Source organism: Denitromonas iodatirespirans (assembly GCF_018524365.1).
GTDB classification, from domain to species: domain Bacteria; phylum Pseudomonadota; class Gammaproteobacteria; order Burkholderiales; family Rhodocyclaceae; genus Nitrogeniibacter; species Nitrogeniibacter iodatirespirans.
Genome location: NZ_JAEKFT010000002.1, coordinates 214,039 through 229,549, shown reverse-complemented (window position 1 = coordinate 229,549; position 15,511 = coordinate 214,039). Strand labels below are relative to the sequence as shown.

Genomic DNA, 15,511 nt, shown 5'->3' with positions numbered 1-15,511 from the left:
CGCGGACCCGTGCGCGCTCACAGCAGGATCAAGAGCGGCGCCAGCAACATCCAGCCCGGGAACTCGGCCGGCACGACGATGCGCTGAGGCGCGGAGTAGCTGCCGACGAAGCCGTCCGGGTCGATCGCGCGCACCCGCAGGTAGTAGGCGCCGGCGCGGGGTTTGGGCAGCACCAGCTCGGGCTCGGTGACGCTGCCTTCGGCCACCATCCGGGTAAAGCGGTCGTCGTCGGCCAGCTGGTAGTCGAAGCGCTGACCGGGCTCGCCGCCCCAGGCGATGAGCATGTGATTTTCGTCGAAGGTCGGCGGCGGCACGGCGGCCATGGGCGGGCGCACGGTCAGGCGCACTGCGTCGCCCCAGGGGCCGCGGTCGCCGTCGGCGCGGGTGCTGGCCAGGCGCCAGTGGTACTCACCGGCCTCCAGCGGGAGGTCGAGGCGGTTGGCGGCCAGGGCGTCTTGGTGCGTCACCAGGTCGGCGAAAGCGGCATCGCGTGCCAGTGCAAAGCGGTAGCTGGCGGCGCCTTCGGCCTGCGCCCAGGCGAATTCGACGGTGCCGGCCTTGGCCTTGCCGTCGGGACGCGGGGCATTGATGAAGGGCGGCTCGGGGCGCGCCTTGAGGCGCACCGCGAGGTCGGCGTCGCGCCCTTCGAGGCCATGCGAATCGACCCCGCGCACACGCAGGAAGTAGTCGCCATCGGCCAACCCGGCGATCTTCAGATCGGGCACCGTGGCCCGGCTCTCGGCGACGATCTGGGTGAAGCCGGCGTCGCGCGCCACCTGGCCGCGATAGCCGATGGCGCCGGCCACCGGCGCCAGCTGCACGCGCATCACCGGGCGCTCGTACAAGGTGGCGACCGCGCTCAGGTCGGGTGCGGCCAGCAGCGGCACCGGCGCACTCGCCGGCTGGTCGGCTCGCGCCACCAGCCCGAAGCCTTCGCGCAGCGCGACTTCGCGCCGCACGCCGGCGCCCGACACGCCGACCGTGCCCTGGCGCATTTCGGTGCGGGTTTCGGCGCTGTCGGCGGCGACCCGGAAGCTGGTGCCGCGCACGCCGATGATGGCGGTCGGGGTGTGGATGCGGTAGCGCGCAGCCGGCCCGGCCTGCGGCTCGACATCGGTCTCGATACGCCCCTGCTGCACCTCGAAGGTGGCGCGCTGGATGTCGTCGGCGCCCTTGAGACCGTGCAGCGCGTCGATGCGCACATCGGTCTGCGGCTGCAGCGTGAGACGCGAGCCGTCGGGCAGCTCGAGCGTCATGAAACCATTGGCCGGGGTCAGCAAGCGCGCGCCCTCGCTCACGGTCTGGTCGGCCCGCAGCGGCTGGCCGTCGGCGCTGGCGCCGCCGCTCACATGCACCACGCGCGCCTCGCGCGGCACCTTGCGCAGCAGGCGCACGGGGATGCGCAGCTGGCGGCCGATGGGAATGCGGTAGGGGTCGGCCACGGCGTTGAGCCGTTGCAACACCGGCCAGCGGTCAGGATCTTCGAGCAGGGTTTCGCCGAGACCGATGAGGGTGTCGCCCGGCTGCACCACATAGTTGACCGTCTCTTCGGCGGCACGGCCGGCGCTGGCGACGAACAGCGCGCAGGCGACCAGGGCCCACGCCAGCAGGCGCCCGACTGTGAGGTTTCGTGGCATGGCTTGTCTCTTGGTTAGCATGCGTTTCATGATACGTGCCGCCCTCGTCCCGACCGTGATAAACCTTGATAATTATTCGCACGGCGAACGGATTCGTCTATCTTGCCAGTTGGGCGGCATAGGCCGCGCGCATGGACGCTCGCCCACCCACGTTTTTCAGGCAGCCAACCCAGGAGATCGTCAGATGAGCTTCATTTCAGAGTTCAAGGAATTCGCCGTCAAGGGCAACGTGATGGACATGGCCGTCGGCGTGATCATCGGTGCCGCCTTCGGCAAGATCGTCAATTCGGCGGTGAACGACATCGTCATGCCGGTGGTCGGGCGACTGGTGGGCGGGGTGGATTTCTCCAACCTCTACATCAACCTGGGCGAAGGCAGCTTCGCCTCGCTGGCCGAGGCCGAAAAGGCCGGCGCGCCGCTGATCAAGTACGGGTTGTTCATCAATACGGCGCTGGATTTCGTGATCGTCGCCTTCGCCATCTTCATGGCCATCAAGGCGATCAACAAGCTCAAGCGCGAGGCGCCGCCCGAGCCCGAAGCGCCCAAGGCCGACCCGGAAGAGATCGTGCTGCTGCGCGAGATCCGCGATTCGCTCAAGCGCCCCTGAGCGGGGCCGGACGGGCGCCGCTCAGTCGGCGACGCCGTCCTCGACCGCCTCGATCTGCTCGAGGCGGTAGCCGTAGTTGTAGGTCGGCGTCAGGCGGAAGCCGCTTTCGGGGCGCAGGCCAAGCTTGCTGCGCACCCGGCTGATGTGGGTGTCGACCGTGCGCGTGGCGAGGTTGGGGTTGCGCCCCCACACTGCTTCGAGCATGTGGCCGCGCGAGAGCAGGCGGCCGAGGTTCTTGAACAGGAAGACGGCGAGGTCGAATTCCTTGTCGGTCAGCTCGACCGGCTCACCGTCGATGGTGGCGCGCTTGCCCTGCGTGTCGAAGCGGTAGGGCGGCACGTCGACGATGTTGTCGCCGGCCAGCGGGCGGGCGCGACGCAGCACCGCATCGATGCGCGACAGCAACTCGAAGCGGCGCAGCGGTTTGACCAGATAGTCGTCGGCACCGGCGCCCAGCGCGGTAACGATGTCTTCTTCGGCATCGCGGGCGGTGATGAAGATCACCGGCGTGTCGTTGGCGCGGTCTTCGCGCAACCAGTGCAGCACCTCGGTGCCGGTCATCTCGGGCAGCATCCAGTCGATCAGGCACAGATCGAAGCTCTCTCGCCCGGCCACCCGGATGAAGTCGCGCGGCTGGGAAAACGCATGCACGTCGTGCCCGGCATGGCCCAGCCACTCGGCCAGCTTTTCGCTCTGCAGCGTATCGTCTTCAAGAATGGCCAATCGCACGACAGTATCCTCGCTCAATCACGCTCGATCAGTAGTGGCCGGACATGCTACCGCAAATTCTCCCGGCCGCCGGTGACGCATTCAGCAACCGTCACCCACATAAGGGTTGGTCGCGCGCTCGACGCCAAAGGTGGATTGCGGGCCATGGCCGGGGATGAAGGTGACATCGTCGCCGAGCGGCCACAGCTTGTTGCGGATGGCGCCGACCAGCGTGGCATGGTCGCCGCGCGGAAAATCGGTGCGGCCGATCGAGCCGGCGAACAGCACGTCGCCGACCACGGCCAGGCGCGACTCGGGATCGAAGAACACCACATGGCCCGGCGTATGCCCCGGCGTGTGAATGACCTGCAGCCGGCTCAGCCCGACCTCGACCGTGTCGCCCTCTTCGAGCCAGCGGTCCGGCTCGAAGGCTTCGACCGGCGGGAAGCCGAACATCTTGCTCTGCTGCGTCAGCGCGTCGAGCCAGAAACGCTCTTCGCGCTGCGGGCCGATGACCGGCACGCCGAGCAGGCGCGCAAGCTCGGCGGTGGCGCCGGCATGATCGATATGGCCATGGGTCAGCAGGATCTTGTCCACTGCCACATCGGCCTCGGCAATGGCTGCCTGGATGCGCGGAATGTCGCCGCCGGGGTCGACCACGGCCGCCTGGCGGGTGTCGGAACACCACAGCAGGGAACAGTTCTGGGCAAACGGTGTGACGGGGATGATGCGGTAATCGAGCATGGTCACCTGACTTGCATGACCCCTGAAACCGATCGATGGGGCGTGGCGCGCCTGGCTGGAATCGAACCAGCGGCCCCTGGCTTCGGAGGCCAGTACTCTATCCACTGAGCTACAGGCGCGCAGAGGGCGTGAGAATAGCGGTTTTTACCGGGCGCGTCCACGGCTGTGTTTTCCAAACGGCGCCCGCCGCCGCTATAATCGCGGCTTTATGATTGTTGCACCCGCACAGAGGAAAAGAGCATGACCCAAACGCGCCTCCTGAGCCTTCTTGCCGTCCTTGCCCTGCCGCTGGCCGGCTGTGGTGATCAGAAAAGCATCGACGGCGAGTTGTCCGCCACGCTGACCCAGCCCGTCGCCCGCGTCGAGCTCGAAGTGGCCAAGGTGGCGCCGGGCAGCCGCACCGGCGAGCAGATCTACACCAGCGTCTGTGCCGCCTGCCACAGCTCCGGCGTGCTCGAAGCGCCCAAGACCGGCGACAACGCCGCCTGGGCACCGCGTATCGCCAAGGGCTTCGACGCGCTGGTGACATCTGCCGCCAATGGCATCGGCAACATGCCGGCCAAGGGCGGCGCCAGCGATCTGACCGACAAGGAACTGGCCCGTTCGGTGGCCTACCTGGCCAACCAGGCCGGCGCCAGCTTCACCGAACCGCCGGTCGACGGCCAGTAAGCCCGGTCTGTCGCAAGAACGCCCCGTCACGACGGGGCGTTTTTTTCGTCCGGCGCGGCCGCGCTCACAGCGGCAGCGCGGTCTCGTTCTTGATTTCGCGCAGCGTGACGCTGGTGCGCACCACGTCGACATCCTGCATCTTGAGCAGAAAGCTGTGCATGAAGGCGGTGTAGGCGTCCATGTCGGGCAGATAGACCTTCATCAGGTAGTCGCTCTCGCCGGTCAGCTCGTAGCACTCGACCACCTCCGGCCGACCGGACACCATGGCCTCGAACTGCTCGGCGATCGCCGCGCTGTGTTTCTTGAGCCGCACCTGGCACCACAGGCAGGCGTCGAGGCCGAGCTTCTTGCGATCGAGCAGGGCGACATACGAGCGAATCAGGCCGCCCTCTTCCAGCTCGCGCACCCGGCGCCAGCACGGCGACACGGACAGGCCGACCCGGTCAGCCAGCTCCTGGTTGCTGATGCGGGAGTTCTTCTGCAGTTCGGCAAGAATCTGGCGCTGGATACGATCGATCTTCATGCGAGCATCGGTGTGGCTTGGCCATAAAATTGGAAAGACATTTCTTCACACAGGCTGTGCGAGAAAATTTTTCCCGATTCTAGGCGAAGCGCGGCCACAAGGGAATGCGGTGCATCGCTGTCTCCGCCGGGCCGGGCTCAGTGCGCCGCCGCCCCCCGCAGCACGGCGGCGGCGGCCAGGGCGCCCAGCGAGAGATAGGCCGCCATGCCCAGGCTGAGCGTCTGCACGCTGCCCCACAGCAAGGGCGCGGTCAGTGCGGCGGTGACCGCATTGAGCGCCATCTGCATGAAACTCTGGCAACTTGAGGCCAGCCCCCGCCGCAGCGGAAACAGCTCCAGCGCCATCAGGGTCAGGGCCGGCATGGTCAGCGACATGCCCAGGGTATACAGCGCCAGCGGCGCCACGGAGTGCGGCAGCCCCGGCGCCATGAGGGCCGAGATCAGCAGGTTGGCCAGCGCGGCCACGCCCATCACCGCATAGCCGACGGCCACGCTGCGGTGCGGCGACCAGTGCCCGGCGACCCGACCGGACAGCCAGGAGCCTGCCAGCAAGCCACCCATGGCCGGCACGAACAGCCAGGCAAAGGCTTGTGGCGAGCGGCCGAGATGGTCGACCAGGAAGGTGGGCGCCGACAGCACATAAACGAAGAAGCCGTTGAAGTTGAGCGCTTGCGCACCGGTCAGCAGCAGGAAGGCGGGCTTGCGCAGCACCGCGCCGTAGGCCCGGGCCAGCGGCAGCGGGTGCAGGGGCTGGCGCTTTTCCGGCGGCAGCGTCTCGGGCAACACCTGGCGGCAGACCACGGTCACCACCCCGCCGTAGAGGGCCAGGAAGGCGAAGATGGCGCGCCAGTCGGCGAACAGCAGGATCCAGCCGCCGATCACCGGCGCCACCGCCGGCGCCAGGGCGAACATCATCACCACTTGGGACATCATGCGCTGAGCATCGGGGCCGTCGAGCACGTCGCGCACGATGGCGCGGCCGATCACCATGCCCGCCCCCCCGCTCACCCCCTGCAAGGCCCGCCCGATCCACACCCACTCGATGCTCGGCGCCAGCGCACACACCACCGAGGCCAGGGTGAACAAACCCATCGCCACCACCAGCACCCGGCGCCGGCCAAAGCCGTCGGACAGCGCGCCATGCCACAGCACCATCACGGCGAAGGTCAGCATGTACACCGTCAGCGATTGCTGGACGGCGTAGCGCGAGGTGCCCAGATCGGCCTCCATGGCGTGGAAGGCCGGCAGGTAGGTGTCGATCGAAAACGGGCCGATCGCCGCCAGCGATGCCAGGATGATGGCCAGGCGGGTGTACGTAGGATGCATGCGGGGTCGCTGAAAAAGTGGGCGACCGGCACCTGCGGCGCGGTCGCGAACGCCCCAGTGTACTGGTTATCGCGCGGCGCCGCCGAGCCCGCGGCGGTATTGAATGGCCTCGGCCACATGCGCGGCGGCCACGCCCTCGGCCCCGGCCAGATCGGCGACGGTGCGCGCCACGCGCAGGATGCGGTCATGGCTGCGCGCCGACAGGCCGAGCGATTCGATCGCGCGCGCCAGCATCTGCCGGCCGCGCGCATCGGGCTGGCAATGGCGCACCACCCCGGCCGCATCGAGGGCAGCATTGTCGCGCCCCTGTCGGCTCTGTTGACGCTGCCGGGCCGCCTGCACCCGGCCGCGCACCGCGGCGCTGTCCTCGCCCGGCGTGGTGGTCTGCAGCGCGTCGGCGCTCAGGGCGGCCACTTCGAGGGTTAGGTCGATACGATCGAGCAAGGGGCCGGAGAGCTTGCCGCGGTAGCGCGACACCTGGTCGGGCGTACAGCGGCAGCGGCCGCGGGCATCGCCCAGATAGCCGCAGGGGCACGGATTCATCGCCGCGACGAGCTGGAAGCGCGCCGGGAAGCGGGCGCGGCGGCGGGCCCGGGCCACGTCGACATGACCGCTTTCGAGCGGCTCGCGCAGCGCTTCGAGCACGCGGCGGTCGAATTCGGGCAGCTCGTCGAGGAACAACACGCCGTGGTGGGCCAGGCTGATTTCACCCGGTCCGGGGATCGCTCCGCCACCGACGATGGCCGGGGCCGAGGCGGAGTGGTGCGGCGCGCGGAAGGCGCGGCGCCCCCAGTCGGCCGGGTTGAAGCAACCGGCCAGCGACTGCACCGCGGCGGCCTCGAGCGCGGCCGCTTCCTCGAGTGGCGGCAGGATGCCGGCCAGACGCTGGGCCAGCATCGATTTGCCGGTGCCCGGCGGGCCGAACATCAGCAGCGAGTGGTTGCCGGCGGCGGCCACTTCCAGGGCGCGGCGCGCCTCGTGCTGGCCTTTGACGTCGGCCAGATCGGGCAGCGGTGCCCGCTCGGTCGGGGTCGGGGCGGCCACCGTGTCGGGCAGCAAGGCCTGGCCGTTGAGGTGGGCGCAGACGGCGAGCAGGCTGTCGGCCGGCCGGATCTGCGCATCGCGCACGCGGGCCGCCTCCTGGGCATTGGCGGCCGGCAGGATCAGGCAGCGGCCGGCGGCGCGGGTCTGCAGCGCCATGGCCAGCGCCCCGCGGATCGGCCGCAGTTCGCCGGACAGCGACAGCTCGCCGGCAAACTCATAGCCGGCCAGCACCTCGGCCTTGAGTTGGCCCGAGGCGGCGAGGATGCCGACGGCGATCGGCAGGTCGAAACGACCGCCTTCCTTGGGCAGGTCGGCCGGGGCGAGGTTGACGGTGATGCGCCGCTGCGGAAATTCGAAGTTGCCGGTCTGCAGCGCGGCGCGTACCCGCTCGCGCGCTTCGCGCACTTCGGTGTCGGGCAGGCCGACCAGGTTGAAGGCCGGCAGACCGTTGGCGAGATGGACTTCGACGACGACCGGCGGGGCGTCCATGCCATCGAGGGCACGGGTATGAACGAGGGCGAGTGACATGGGGCCCGAGTGTAGCGGGCCAACGATGCGATTGGAATATGCCGCAGCGCTGCCGTTCAGGCGGCGCGGCGCAGCTCCACGGCCTTGGCCGCATCGATCAGCAGGCGCGGGTCGTTGGCGCGCAGCAGCGCCGGGTCGGAGAGCATGCGCCGCCACTGACGCGCGCCGGGCATGCCGTGATAGAGGCCGAGAATGTGACGGGTCATGGTCTTGAGCGGCACGCCCTCGGCAATCTGCGCAGCGACGAAATCGACCATCGCCTCGACCACCTCGCGCCGCGTCGGCAGGGCATGGGTGTCGCCCCAGCCGCGCGCGTCGGCCTCGGCCAGCAGCCAGGGGTTGTGATAGGCCTCGCGGCCGACCATCACGCCGTCCACCGCCGGCCACTGCGCGGCAATCGCGTCCCAGTCGGTGAAACCGCCGTTGATGAGGATCTCCAGCGCCGGGAAATCGCGCTTGAGCTGGTGCACATAGTCGTACTTGAGCGGCGGGATCTCGCGGTTTTCCTTGGGCGAGAGGCCTTTGAGAATGGCATTGCGGGCATGCACGATGAACACCGTGCAGCCGCTGGCGGCGTGCACCTGGCCGACGAAGTCGCGCAGGTAGGCGTAGTCCGCGATGCTGTCGATGCCGATGCGATGCTTGACCGTAACGGCGCGGTCGGTGACGTCCTGCATGGCCTTGAGGCAATCGGCCACCAGTTGCGGCTCGGCCATCAGGCAGGCGCCGAAGGCGCCGGACTGCACCCGCTCGGAGGGGCAGCCGACATTCAGGTTGATCTCGTCGTAGCCCCACTCGGTGGCCAGCCGCGCGCAGCGCGCCAGGTCGGCCGGATCGCTGCCGCCCAGTTGCAGGGCCAGCGGGTGTTCGCAGTCGTCGAAGCGCAGGAAGCGGGCCGCGTCGCCATGGATCAGCGCGCCGGTGGTCACCATCTCGGTGTACAGCCAGGTGTGGCGCGAGATCTGCCGCGCGAAATAGCGGTAGAAGCGATCGGTCCAGTCGAGCATGGGCGCGACGGCCAGACGGCGCGGAGGCAGGGCGGCGGGTGACGACGACACGGACATGGACGGGGCGGCGGTGCGGGGCGCCAATTCTATCACCGGCCCTGCGCCGGCACGCCGCCTCCGGTCGGTCGGTGCCAGGGCGGCTCGGCGAAGGCCTCGACCAGGAAATCGACCAGCACCCGCACTTTGACCGACAAGTGGCGGCGCGAGGGATAGACCACATAGACGCCGATCTCGGGCAGGCGGCAGTCGGGCAGCACCTCGACCAGACGCCCCGCGGCCAGGTCGTCGCCGACCAGGAAGTCGGGCTGCAGCACGATGCCCTGGTGCGCCAGCGCCACCGCCCGACAGGTGTCGCCGTTGTTGGTGCGCATGCGCGGCCGGGTCTGCACCTCCTGCGGGCCGTCGGGGGTCTCGAAGCGCCAGGTGTCGCCGACCGACGAGTAGCTATAGGCGATCACCGAATGCTCGGCCAATTCGGCCACCTGCCGCGGCGTGCCGTGCCTCACCAGATACTCGGGGGTGGCGGTGGCGATGACACGCGTCGCCGCCAGGCGCCGGTACACCAAGGTGGAATCCTGCATGCGGCTGATGCGGATCACCGCGTCGTAGCCCTCCTCGACCACGTCGATGAGGCGGTCGGCCAGATCCACCTCCAGCGACACATCCGGATAGCGCGCCATGAACGGCCCCCACAGCGGCGCCAGGTGCAGCACGCCGAAGGACAGCGGCGCATTGATGCGCAGCGCACCGACCGGGTGGCCGGTGACTTCGCCCACCGCGCTCTCGGCCTCTTCGAGCTCGTCGAGGATCTGCTTGCAGCGCCCGTAATAGGCGCGACCGGCCTCGGTGATCGACAGGCGGCGCGTGGTGCGCTGGAGCAGGCGCGCGCCGAGGCGGGCTTCGAGGTCGATCACGCTGCGCGACACCGCGGCTTTCGACAGGCGCAACTGTTCAGCCGCAGCGACAAAGCTGCCGGCTTCGACCACGGCGACGAAGCAACTCATTTCACGGAATCGATCCATGGGCACATTGTCTTTCAGTCATTGACAATCAATCAAGCGAAGCGCGGTTTATCTGAACCAACAAGATAAATACTATGAACCCATCACCGTCGTCCCAAGCACGGCGCCTCTGGAGTGTTGTATGTCCCTGCCCACCCTGTTCATCTCGCACGGCTCGCCGTTTTTCGCGCTGCGACCCGGCCGGCTCGGCCCGGCGCTGGCCAGGCTCGGCCAGACGCTCCCGCGGCCGCGGGCGGTGGTGGTGGTGTCGCCACACTGGATGCGCCCGACGCTGGAAGTGTCGACGGCCGCCAGTGGCGAGACGATGCACGACTTCGGTGGCTTTCCGCGCGTCCTGTATGCGCTCGACTACCCGGCACCGGGCGCCCCCGCCGTGGCCGAGACGGTGGTCACCGAGCTGGCCCGGCACGGCTTGAGCGCGCAGGTGAACGAGGCCCGCGCCCGCGACCATGGCGCCTGGGTGCCGTTGATGCATCTCTATCCGGCCGCCGACGTGCCGGTGATCCAGGTCTCGCAGCCCTCGGCCCCCTCGCCCCTGGCCTTGCTGGAACTGGGCCAGGCGCTGGCACCGCTGCGCGAGACCGGTGTGCTGCTGATCGGCTCGGGCAGCCTCACCCACAATCTGGGCGACCGGGGCAGAGACAGCCAGGTCGCGCCCTATGTCGTCGCGTTCGCCGACTGGGTGTGGGATCGCCTCCAGGCGGGCGACCTCGACGCCCTGCTCGACTACCGTCGCCAGGCCCCGGAAGCGGTGCGCGCGCACCCGACCGACGAACACTTCCTGCCCTTGTTCTTTGCCCTCGGCGCAGCCGGCTGCGACTGGTTCAGGGTGCGCCGGCTCGACGGCGGCATCACCGACGGCGCATTGAGCATGGACAGCTTCCTCTTCGCCGACCCCGCCGCCGAGCGCGCGCAGGCGGCCTGACTTTCGCGGAGCCATCATGAATCCACGCTACACCTCGACCGCCATCGCCCTGCACTGGCTCATCGCCCTGGGCATCCTGGCCGCCTTCAGCCTCGGGCTGTACATGACCGAACTGAACCTCTCGCCGACCAAGCTCAAGCTGTATTCCTGGCACAAATGGGCCGGTGTGAGCCTGTTCGTGTTGATTCTCGTGCGCCTCGGCTGGCGCCTGACCCACCCCGCCCCGGCCCTGCCCGACAGCATGCCGACCCTCCTGCGCCTGGCGGCCAACGTGTCGCACTGGCTGCTGTATGCGCTGATGCTGGCGATTCCGCTGTCCGGCTGGCTGATGAGTTCGGCCAAGGGCTTCCAGACCGTGTGGTTCGGCGTGCTGCCGCTGCCCGACCTGCTGGCCAAGGACGCCGCGCTGGGCGATCAGCTCAAGGAAGTCCACGAATTTTTGAACTACACCCTGCTCGCGCTGGTCGTTCTGCACACGGCCGCAGCACTCAAACATCATTTCATCGACCGCGACACCGTGCTCAGCCGCATGTTGCCGCGGTTCCAGAAGTCCTGATCCGGTATCCCCGAAGGAGTCTGTCAATGCATCGTCCCCCCCTCACCCGCCTGGCCCTCGCCGGTGCGCTGGCTTTCGGCACCGCCGGCGGCGCCTGGGCCGTCGAATACGGCACGCTGGACAGTGCGGCCAGCACCGTCGGCTTCCGCTTCAGCCAGATGGGCGTCACGCTGGACGGCCAGTTCAAGCGCTTCTCGGGCCAGCTGCGCTTCGACCCGGCCAAACCGGAGGCGGCCTCGACCACCGTCGAAGTCCCGCTCTCCGGCATCGACACCGGCACGGCCGAGGGCAATGACGAAGCCAAGGCCAAGACCTGGTTCGACACCGCCGCGCATCCGGTGGCCCGCTTCGTCTCCAGCGGTGTGAAGCCGCTCGGCGCCAACCGCTACGAAGTCGCCGGCGAACTGACGATCAAAGGCAATCGCCGCGCCGTGAGCTTCCCGGTGACCTACACGCCGGGCCCGTCGGCAGCCAGCTTCGATGGCTCGCTGACGCTCAACCGTACCGATTTCGGCATCGGCGAAGGCGAATGGTCGAGTGCCGAAATCGTCGCGCACAAGGTCGAAGTCGTGTTCCACCTCGTCGCCAAACCCTTGGCGCCCTGATCCGTTCCCCCAACCCCTCGCAACATTCCCAAGGAGCTTTCCATGAAAAAAACCTTCCTCACCGCCCTGCTGGCCGCTGTCGTCGCCGCCCCCGCCTTCGCCGCGCCGGCGGTCTACACGGTGGACGACAAGCACACCTTCCCGCGTTTCTCATACAGCCACTTCGGTTTCTCGACGCAGCTGTCGCGTTTCAACAAGACCACCGGCACCGTGACCCTGGATGCCGCCAACCGCACCGGCGAGGTGGACGTGACCATCGACACCACCTCGGTCGATACCGGCTCCGAGCTGTTCGACGGCCACATCCAGGGCGCCGACTTCCTGGACACCGCCAATCACCCGACCGCCACCTTCAAGTCCACCAAGGTGACCTTCAACGGTGACATGCCGGCCACCATCGAGGGCAACCTGACGCTCAAGGGCATCACCCGCCCGGTGACCCTGACGGTCACCTCGTTCAAGGCCATGCCGCATCCGATGGTCAAGAAGCCGGCCCTCGGCGCCAACGCCACCACCGTCATCAAGCGCAGCGACTTCAACGCCGGCAAGTACGCCCCGAACGTGGGTGACGAGGTGACCCTCGACATCGCCATCGAAGCCATCCAGATGTAAGGCTGCCGAGCGCGACCAAAACAGAACGGCCCGCAATGCGGGCCGTTCTGTTTTGGTGCGGCGTGTGTTCAGCCGGCCGTGGGGCCCGCCTTGCGGGCCGCCAGCTCCGCTTCGAGCGCCGCGACCCGCGCTTCGAGCACGGCCAGCTGGGCCGCGGTGCGTTCGAGCAAGGCGCACTGCACGTCGAACTCCTCGCGCGTCACCAGGTCCAGGCGGGCAAAGGCACTGGCGGCCAGGGCGCGGACGTTCTTCTCGATGTCCTTGACCGGGGAGTTCGCGGCGGCCTCGGCAAACTTGCCGGCGAGTTGGTCGAGCAGCTGGGGAGGGTTCATGGTGGCATCCTGGTGTCAAAGGCGAAAACAGGGCCTATTGTCGCGCGAATCCCGCCACGATGCCTACCGGTCGCGGTGCTTCGTGCGCAGCACGCACCGGACGGGGCTGCGCGCACCATGTTGGTGCATCAAATTGGTGCATCGGATTTTATCGGTGCGCTGCACCGCAGCATTTTCCCGCCGGCGCCGATAACAGACTGATTATTCGTTACAAAAAAACTGGCACAGTTCCTGCCAGTGGGACTCCACTCAACCGACCGGAGTCCCCGACCATGCTTAAACGTACTTTGTGTGCTGCCACTGTTGTGGCGTGTTTGTCCGGCGCTGCCTTCGCCGAAGACAGCCCGATCTCAGCCAACGTCGGGTTCGTCTCCGACTACCAGTACCGCGGCTACTCCCAGACGAGCGAGAACATGGCGCTGCAGGGCGGCTTCGACTATGCGCACGACAGCGGCTTCTATGTCGGCGTGTGGGGCTCGAGCATCGACTGGCTCGACAAGGGCGGCCTGGAGGTCGACGTCTATGGTGGCTTCGCGAACACCATCGGCGATTTCGGCTACGACGTCGGCGTGCTGCAGTACTTCTATCCGGGTGGCGAGATCGGTGGCGAAAGCGCCGACACCACCGAAGCCTATGTCGGTGTGAGCTGGAAGTTCCTGTCGTTCAAGTACTCCTATGCCTTCACCGATCTGTTCGGCGCCGCGGATTCGGACGGCAGCGAGTACTACGACCTGTCTGCCAGCCACGAGGTCGGTGGCGGCTTCACCCTTGGCGCCCATGTGGGTCGCCAGAAAATCGTCGGCGGCACCAGCTACAACGACTGGAAAGTCGGCGTAAGCAAAGACTACGCCGGCTTCACCTTCGGTCTGGACTATGTCGACACCGATGTGGACAACGACGACAACGCAGATGCCCGCGTGATCGTGTCGGTCTCCAAGTCCTTCTAACCCTTCGGCGCGCCGGGCTTCGGCCCGGCCCGCTGGATCCACACCAGGGAAACTGTCATGAAATATCTGATCGCCATCATCAAGCCCTTCAAGCTGGACGAAGTGCGCGAAGCCCTTTCCGCCATCGGCGTGCAGGGCATCACCGTCACCGAGGTCAAAGGTTTCGGCCGCCAGAAAGGTCACACCGAGCTGTATCGCGGTGCCGAGTACGTGGTCGACTTCCTGCCCAAGGTGAAGATCGAGGCGGCCATCCCCGCCACCCTGCTCGACCAGGCCATCGAAGCCATCGAAAAAGCCGGTAACACCGGCAAGATCGGCGACGGCAAGATTTTTGTCTTCGACCTCGCCCAGGCCATCCGCATCCGTACCGGCGAAACCGGTACCGACGCCCTGTAAGGAGACTCGCACATGAAAGCCATCCTATCGCTCATGCTGGCCGCCCTGGTCGGCCTGGCAGCCCCCGCCCACGCTCAGGACGCCGCCGTGGTCGTTGAAAAGGGCGACGTCGCCTGGCTGATGACCGCCACCCTGCTGGTGACCTTCATGGCCGTGCCCGGCCTGGCCTTGTTCTACGGCGGCATGGTGCGCGCCAAGAACATGCTCTCCGTGTTGATGCAGGTGATGGTGGTGTTCTGCCTCGGCATCGTGCTGTGGGCCCTCTACGGCTACAGCATGGCCTTCACCGAAGCCAGCCCCTTCGTCGGCGGTTTCAGCAAGGTCTTCCTGTCGGGCGTGACGGTCGACTCGCTGGCCGACACCTTCACCGAAACCGTCAAGCTGCCGGAGCTGGTGTTCGTCGCCTTCCAGGCCACCTTCGCCGGCATCACCTGCGCGCTGGTGGTGGGCTCCTTCGCCGAGCGCATCAAGTTCTCCGCCGTGCTGCTGTTCACGGTGATCTGGTTCACCTTCAGCTACCTGCCGATCTGCCACATGGTGTGGGGCCCGGGCGGCTACCTGCTGGGCGACGGCGCGCTGGACTTCGCCGGCGGCACCGTGGTGCACATCAACGCCGGTGTGGCCGGTCTGGTGGGTGCCTACCTGGTGGGCAAGCGCATCGGCTACGGCCGTGAAGCCATGGCTCCGCATTCGCTGGCGATGACCATGATCGGCGCCTCGATGTTGTGGGTGGGCTGGTTCGGCTTCAACGCCGGTTCCAACCTGGAAGCCACCTCGGGCGCGGCCCTGGCCTTCATCAACACGCTGGCCGCCACCGCTGCCGCCACCCTGTCCTGGATCGCCGGCGAAGCCGTGTTCAAGGGCAAGCCCTCGATGCTCGGTGCTGCTTCCGGTGCCGTCGCCGGCCTGGTGGCGATCACCCCGGCTTGCGGTTCGGTCGGCCCGATGGGCGCCATCGTCATCGGCCTGCTGGCTGGCGTGATCTGCCTGTGGGGCGTCAATGGCCTCAAGCGCATGCTCGGCGCCGACGACTCGCTCGACGTGTTCGGCGTGCATGGCGTGGGCGGCATCCTGGGTGCCATCCTGACCGGCGTGTTCACCGCGCCGTCGCTGGGCGGCACGGGTGCCGAGGACTTCTCGATCGCCAGCCAGACCTGGATCCAGACCTACAGCGTGCTGATCACCATCGGCTGGTCCGGTGTGGTGTCGCTGGTCGCCTTCAAGATCGTCGATGTGCTGGTCGGTCTGCGGGTGCCGGAAGAAGAAGAGCGCGAAGGTCTCGACATCGCCGCCCACGGCGAATCGGCCTACAAGTTCTGATCGT

General features: G+C 67.7%; 18 protein-coding genes and 1 tRNA gene. 9 read left to right on the top strand and 10 right to left on the bottom strand.

Annotated elements, in window-relative coordinates; genetic code table 11:
• Window positions 1–17: 17 nt before the first annotated feature.
• Complete coding sequence (locus tag I8J34_RS02735; RefSeq protein WP_214359835.1) at window positions 18–1,637, bottom strand: FecR family protein; 1,620 nt, start codon at window positions 1,635–1,637, stop codon at window positions 18–20.
• Between the two features lie 184 nt (window positions 1,638–1,821).
• Here I8J34_RS02735 and mscL point away from each other — a divergent pair, with 184 nt between their 5' ends.
• Complete coding sequence (gene mscL, locus I8J34_RS02730; RefSeq protein WP_214359834.1) at window positions 1,822–2,244, top strand: large conductance mechanosensitive channel protein MscL; 423 nt, start codon at window positions 1,822–1,824, stop codon at window positions 2,242–2,244.
• A gap of 21 nt (window positions 2,245–2,265) precedes the next feature.
• On the opposite strand, the gene I8J34_RS02725 is transcribed toward mscL, so the two are convergent.
• From I8J34_RS02725 to I8J34_RS02715, 3 genes are all read right to left on the bottom strand, one after another.
• Window positions 2,266–2,973: a response regulator transcription factor gene (locus tag I8J34_RS02725; RefSeq protein ID WP_214359833.1), complete on the bottom strand. Its 708-nt coding sequence runs from the start codon at window positions 2,971–2,973 to the stop codon at window positions 2,266–2,268.
• An 81-nt stretch (window positions 2,974–3,054) separates the two neighbouring features.
• Window positions 3,055–3,696: an MBL fold metallo-hydrolase gene (locus I8J34_RS02720; protein WP_214359832.1), complete on the bottom strand. Its 642-nt coding sequence runs from the start codon at window positions 3,694–3,696 to the stop codon at window positions 3,055–3,057.
• A gap of 43 nt (window positions 3,697–3,739) precedes the next feature.
• Window positions 3,740–3,815: transfer RNA gene (locus I8J34_RS02715), tRNA-Arg, on the bottom strand.
• Window positions 3,816–3,936: 121 nt separating this feature from the next.
• Between I8J34_RS02715 and I8J34_RS02710 the strand changes: the two genes are divergently transcribed.
• On the top strand, window positions 3,937–4,365 hold the full coding sequence (locus tag I8J34_RS02710) for a c-type cytochrome (RefSeq protein ID WP_214359831.1): 429 nt from the start codon (window positions 3,937–3,939) through the stop codon (window positions 4,363–4,365).
• A gap of 64 nt (window positions 4,366–4,429) precedes the next feature.
• On the opposite strand, the gene I8J34_RS02705 is transcribed toward I8J34_RS02710, so the two are convergent.
• The 5 genes from I8J34_RS02705 to I8J34_RS02685 all read right to left on the bottom strand — a co-directional run bounded on the left by I8J34_RS02705 (window position 4,430) and on the right by I8J34_RS02685 (window position 9,814).
• Entirely contained in the window at window positions 4,430–4,888 is a 459-nt protein-coding gene (locus I8J34_RS02705; RefSeq protein ID WP_214359830.1) for an Lrp/AsnC family transcriptional regulator, read from the bottom strand.
• A 137-nt stretch (window positions 4,889–5,025) separates the two neighbouring features.
• A complete protein-coding gene (locus I8J34_RS02700; protein ID WP_214359829.1) occupies window positions 5,026–6,213 on the bottom strand; it encodes a multidrug effflux MFS transporter in 1,188 nt (395 codons plus the stop codon).
• A gap of 66 nt (window positions 6,214–6,279) precedes the next feature.
• Window positions 6,280–7,785 carry a YifB family Mg chelatase-like AAA ATPase gene (locus I8J34_RS02695; RefSeq protein ID WP_214359828.1) on the bottom strand — a complete coding sequence of 502 codons (1,506 nt, stop codon included), beginning with the start codon at window positions 7,783–7,785 and terminating at the stop codon, window positions 6,280–6,282.
• Between the two features lie 56 nt (window positions 7,786–7,841).
• Window positions 7,842–8,876: a tRNA dihydrouridine(20/20a) synthase DusA gene (gene dusA, locus I8J34_RS02690; protein WP_230411678.1), complete on the bottom strand. Its 1,035-nt coding sequence runs from the start codon at window positions 8,874–8,876 to the stop codon at window positions 7,842–7,844.
• A gap of 5 nt (window positions 8,877–8,881) precedes the next feature.
• Complete coding sequence (locus I8J34_RS02685) at window positions 8,882–9,814, bottom strand: LysR family transcriptional regulator (protein WP_214359827.1); 933 nt, start codon at window positions 9,812–9,814, stop codon at window positions 8,882–8,884.
• A 121-nt stretch (window positions 9,815–9,935) separates the two neighbouring features.
• Here I8J34_RS02685 and I8J34_RS02680 point away from each other — a divergent pair, with 121 nt between their 5' ends.
• The 4 genes from I8J34_RS02680 to I8J34_RS02665 are packed head-to-tail and all read left to right on the top strand — an operon-like array spanning window position 9,936 to window position 12,512.
• A complete protein-coding gene (locus tag I8J34_RS02680) occupies window positions 9,936–10,739 on the top strand; it encodes a DODA-type extradiol aromatic ring-opening family dioxygenase (protein WP_214359826.1) in 804 nt (267 codons plus the stop codon).
• A 16-nt stretch (window positions 10,740–10,755) separates the two neighbouring features.
• On the top strand, window positions 10,756–11,295 hold the full coding sequence (locus I8J34_RS02675) for a cytochrome b (RefSeq protein ID WP_214359825.1): 540 nt from the start codon (window positions 10,756–10,758) through the stop codon (window positions 11,293–11,295).
• A 26-nt stretch (window positions 11,296–11,321) separates the two neighbouring features.
• A complete protein-coding gene (locus I8J34_RS02670) occupies window positions 11,322–11,900 on the top strand; it encodes a YceI family protein (protein ID WP_214359824.1) in 579 nt (192 codons plus the stop codon).
• A 42-nt stretch (window positions 11,901–11,942) separates the two neighbouring features.
• A complete protein-coding gene (locus I8J34_RS02665) occupies window positions 11,943–12,512 on the top strand; it encodes a YceI family protein (protein ID WP_214359823.1) in 570 nt (189 codons plus the stop codon).
• A gap of 68 nt (window positions 12,513–12,580) precedes the next feature.
• On the opposite strand, the gene I8J34_RS02660 is transcribed toward I8J34_RS02665, so the two are convergent.
• Window positions 12,581–12,844 (bottom strand): accessory factor UbiK family protein, encoded by a 264-nt coding sequence (locus I8J34_RS02660; protein ID WP_214359822.1) that lies wholly within the window; start codon window positions 12,842–12,844, stop codon window positions 12,581–12,583.
• A 272-nt stretch (window positions 12,845–13,116) separates the two neighbouring features.
• Between I8J34_RS02660 and I8J34_RS02655 the strand changes: the two genes are divergently transcribed.
• The 3 genes from I8J34_RS02655 to I8J34_RS02645 are packed head-to-tail and all read left to right on the top strand — an operon-like array spanning window position 13,117 to window position 15,507.
• Complete coding sequence (locus tag I8J34_RS02655) at window positions 13,117–13,791, top strand: TorF family putative porin (protein WP_214359821.1); 675 nt, start codon at window positions 13,117–13,119, stop codon at window positions 13,789–13,791.
• A gap of 57 nt (window positions 13,792–13,848) precedes the next feature.
• Window positions 13,849–14,187: a P-II family nitrogen regulator gene (locus I8J34_RS02650; RefSeq protein WP_214359820.1), complete on the top strand. Its 339-nt coding sequence runs from the start codon at window positions 13,849–13,851 to the stop codon at window positions 14,185–14,187.
• Between the two features lie 33 nt (window positions 14,188–14,220).
• Complete coding sequence (locus I8J34_RS02645) at window positions 14,221–15,507, top strand: ammonium transporter (RefSeq protein ID WP_370661876.1); 1,287 nt, start codon at window positions 14,221–14,223, stop codon at window positions 15,505–15,507.
• Window positions 15,508–15,511: the final 4 nt, after the last annotated feature.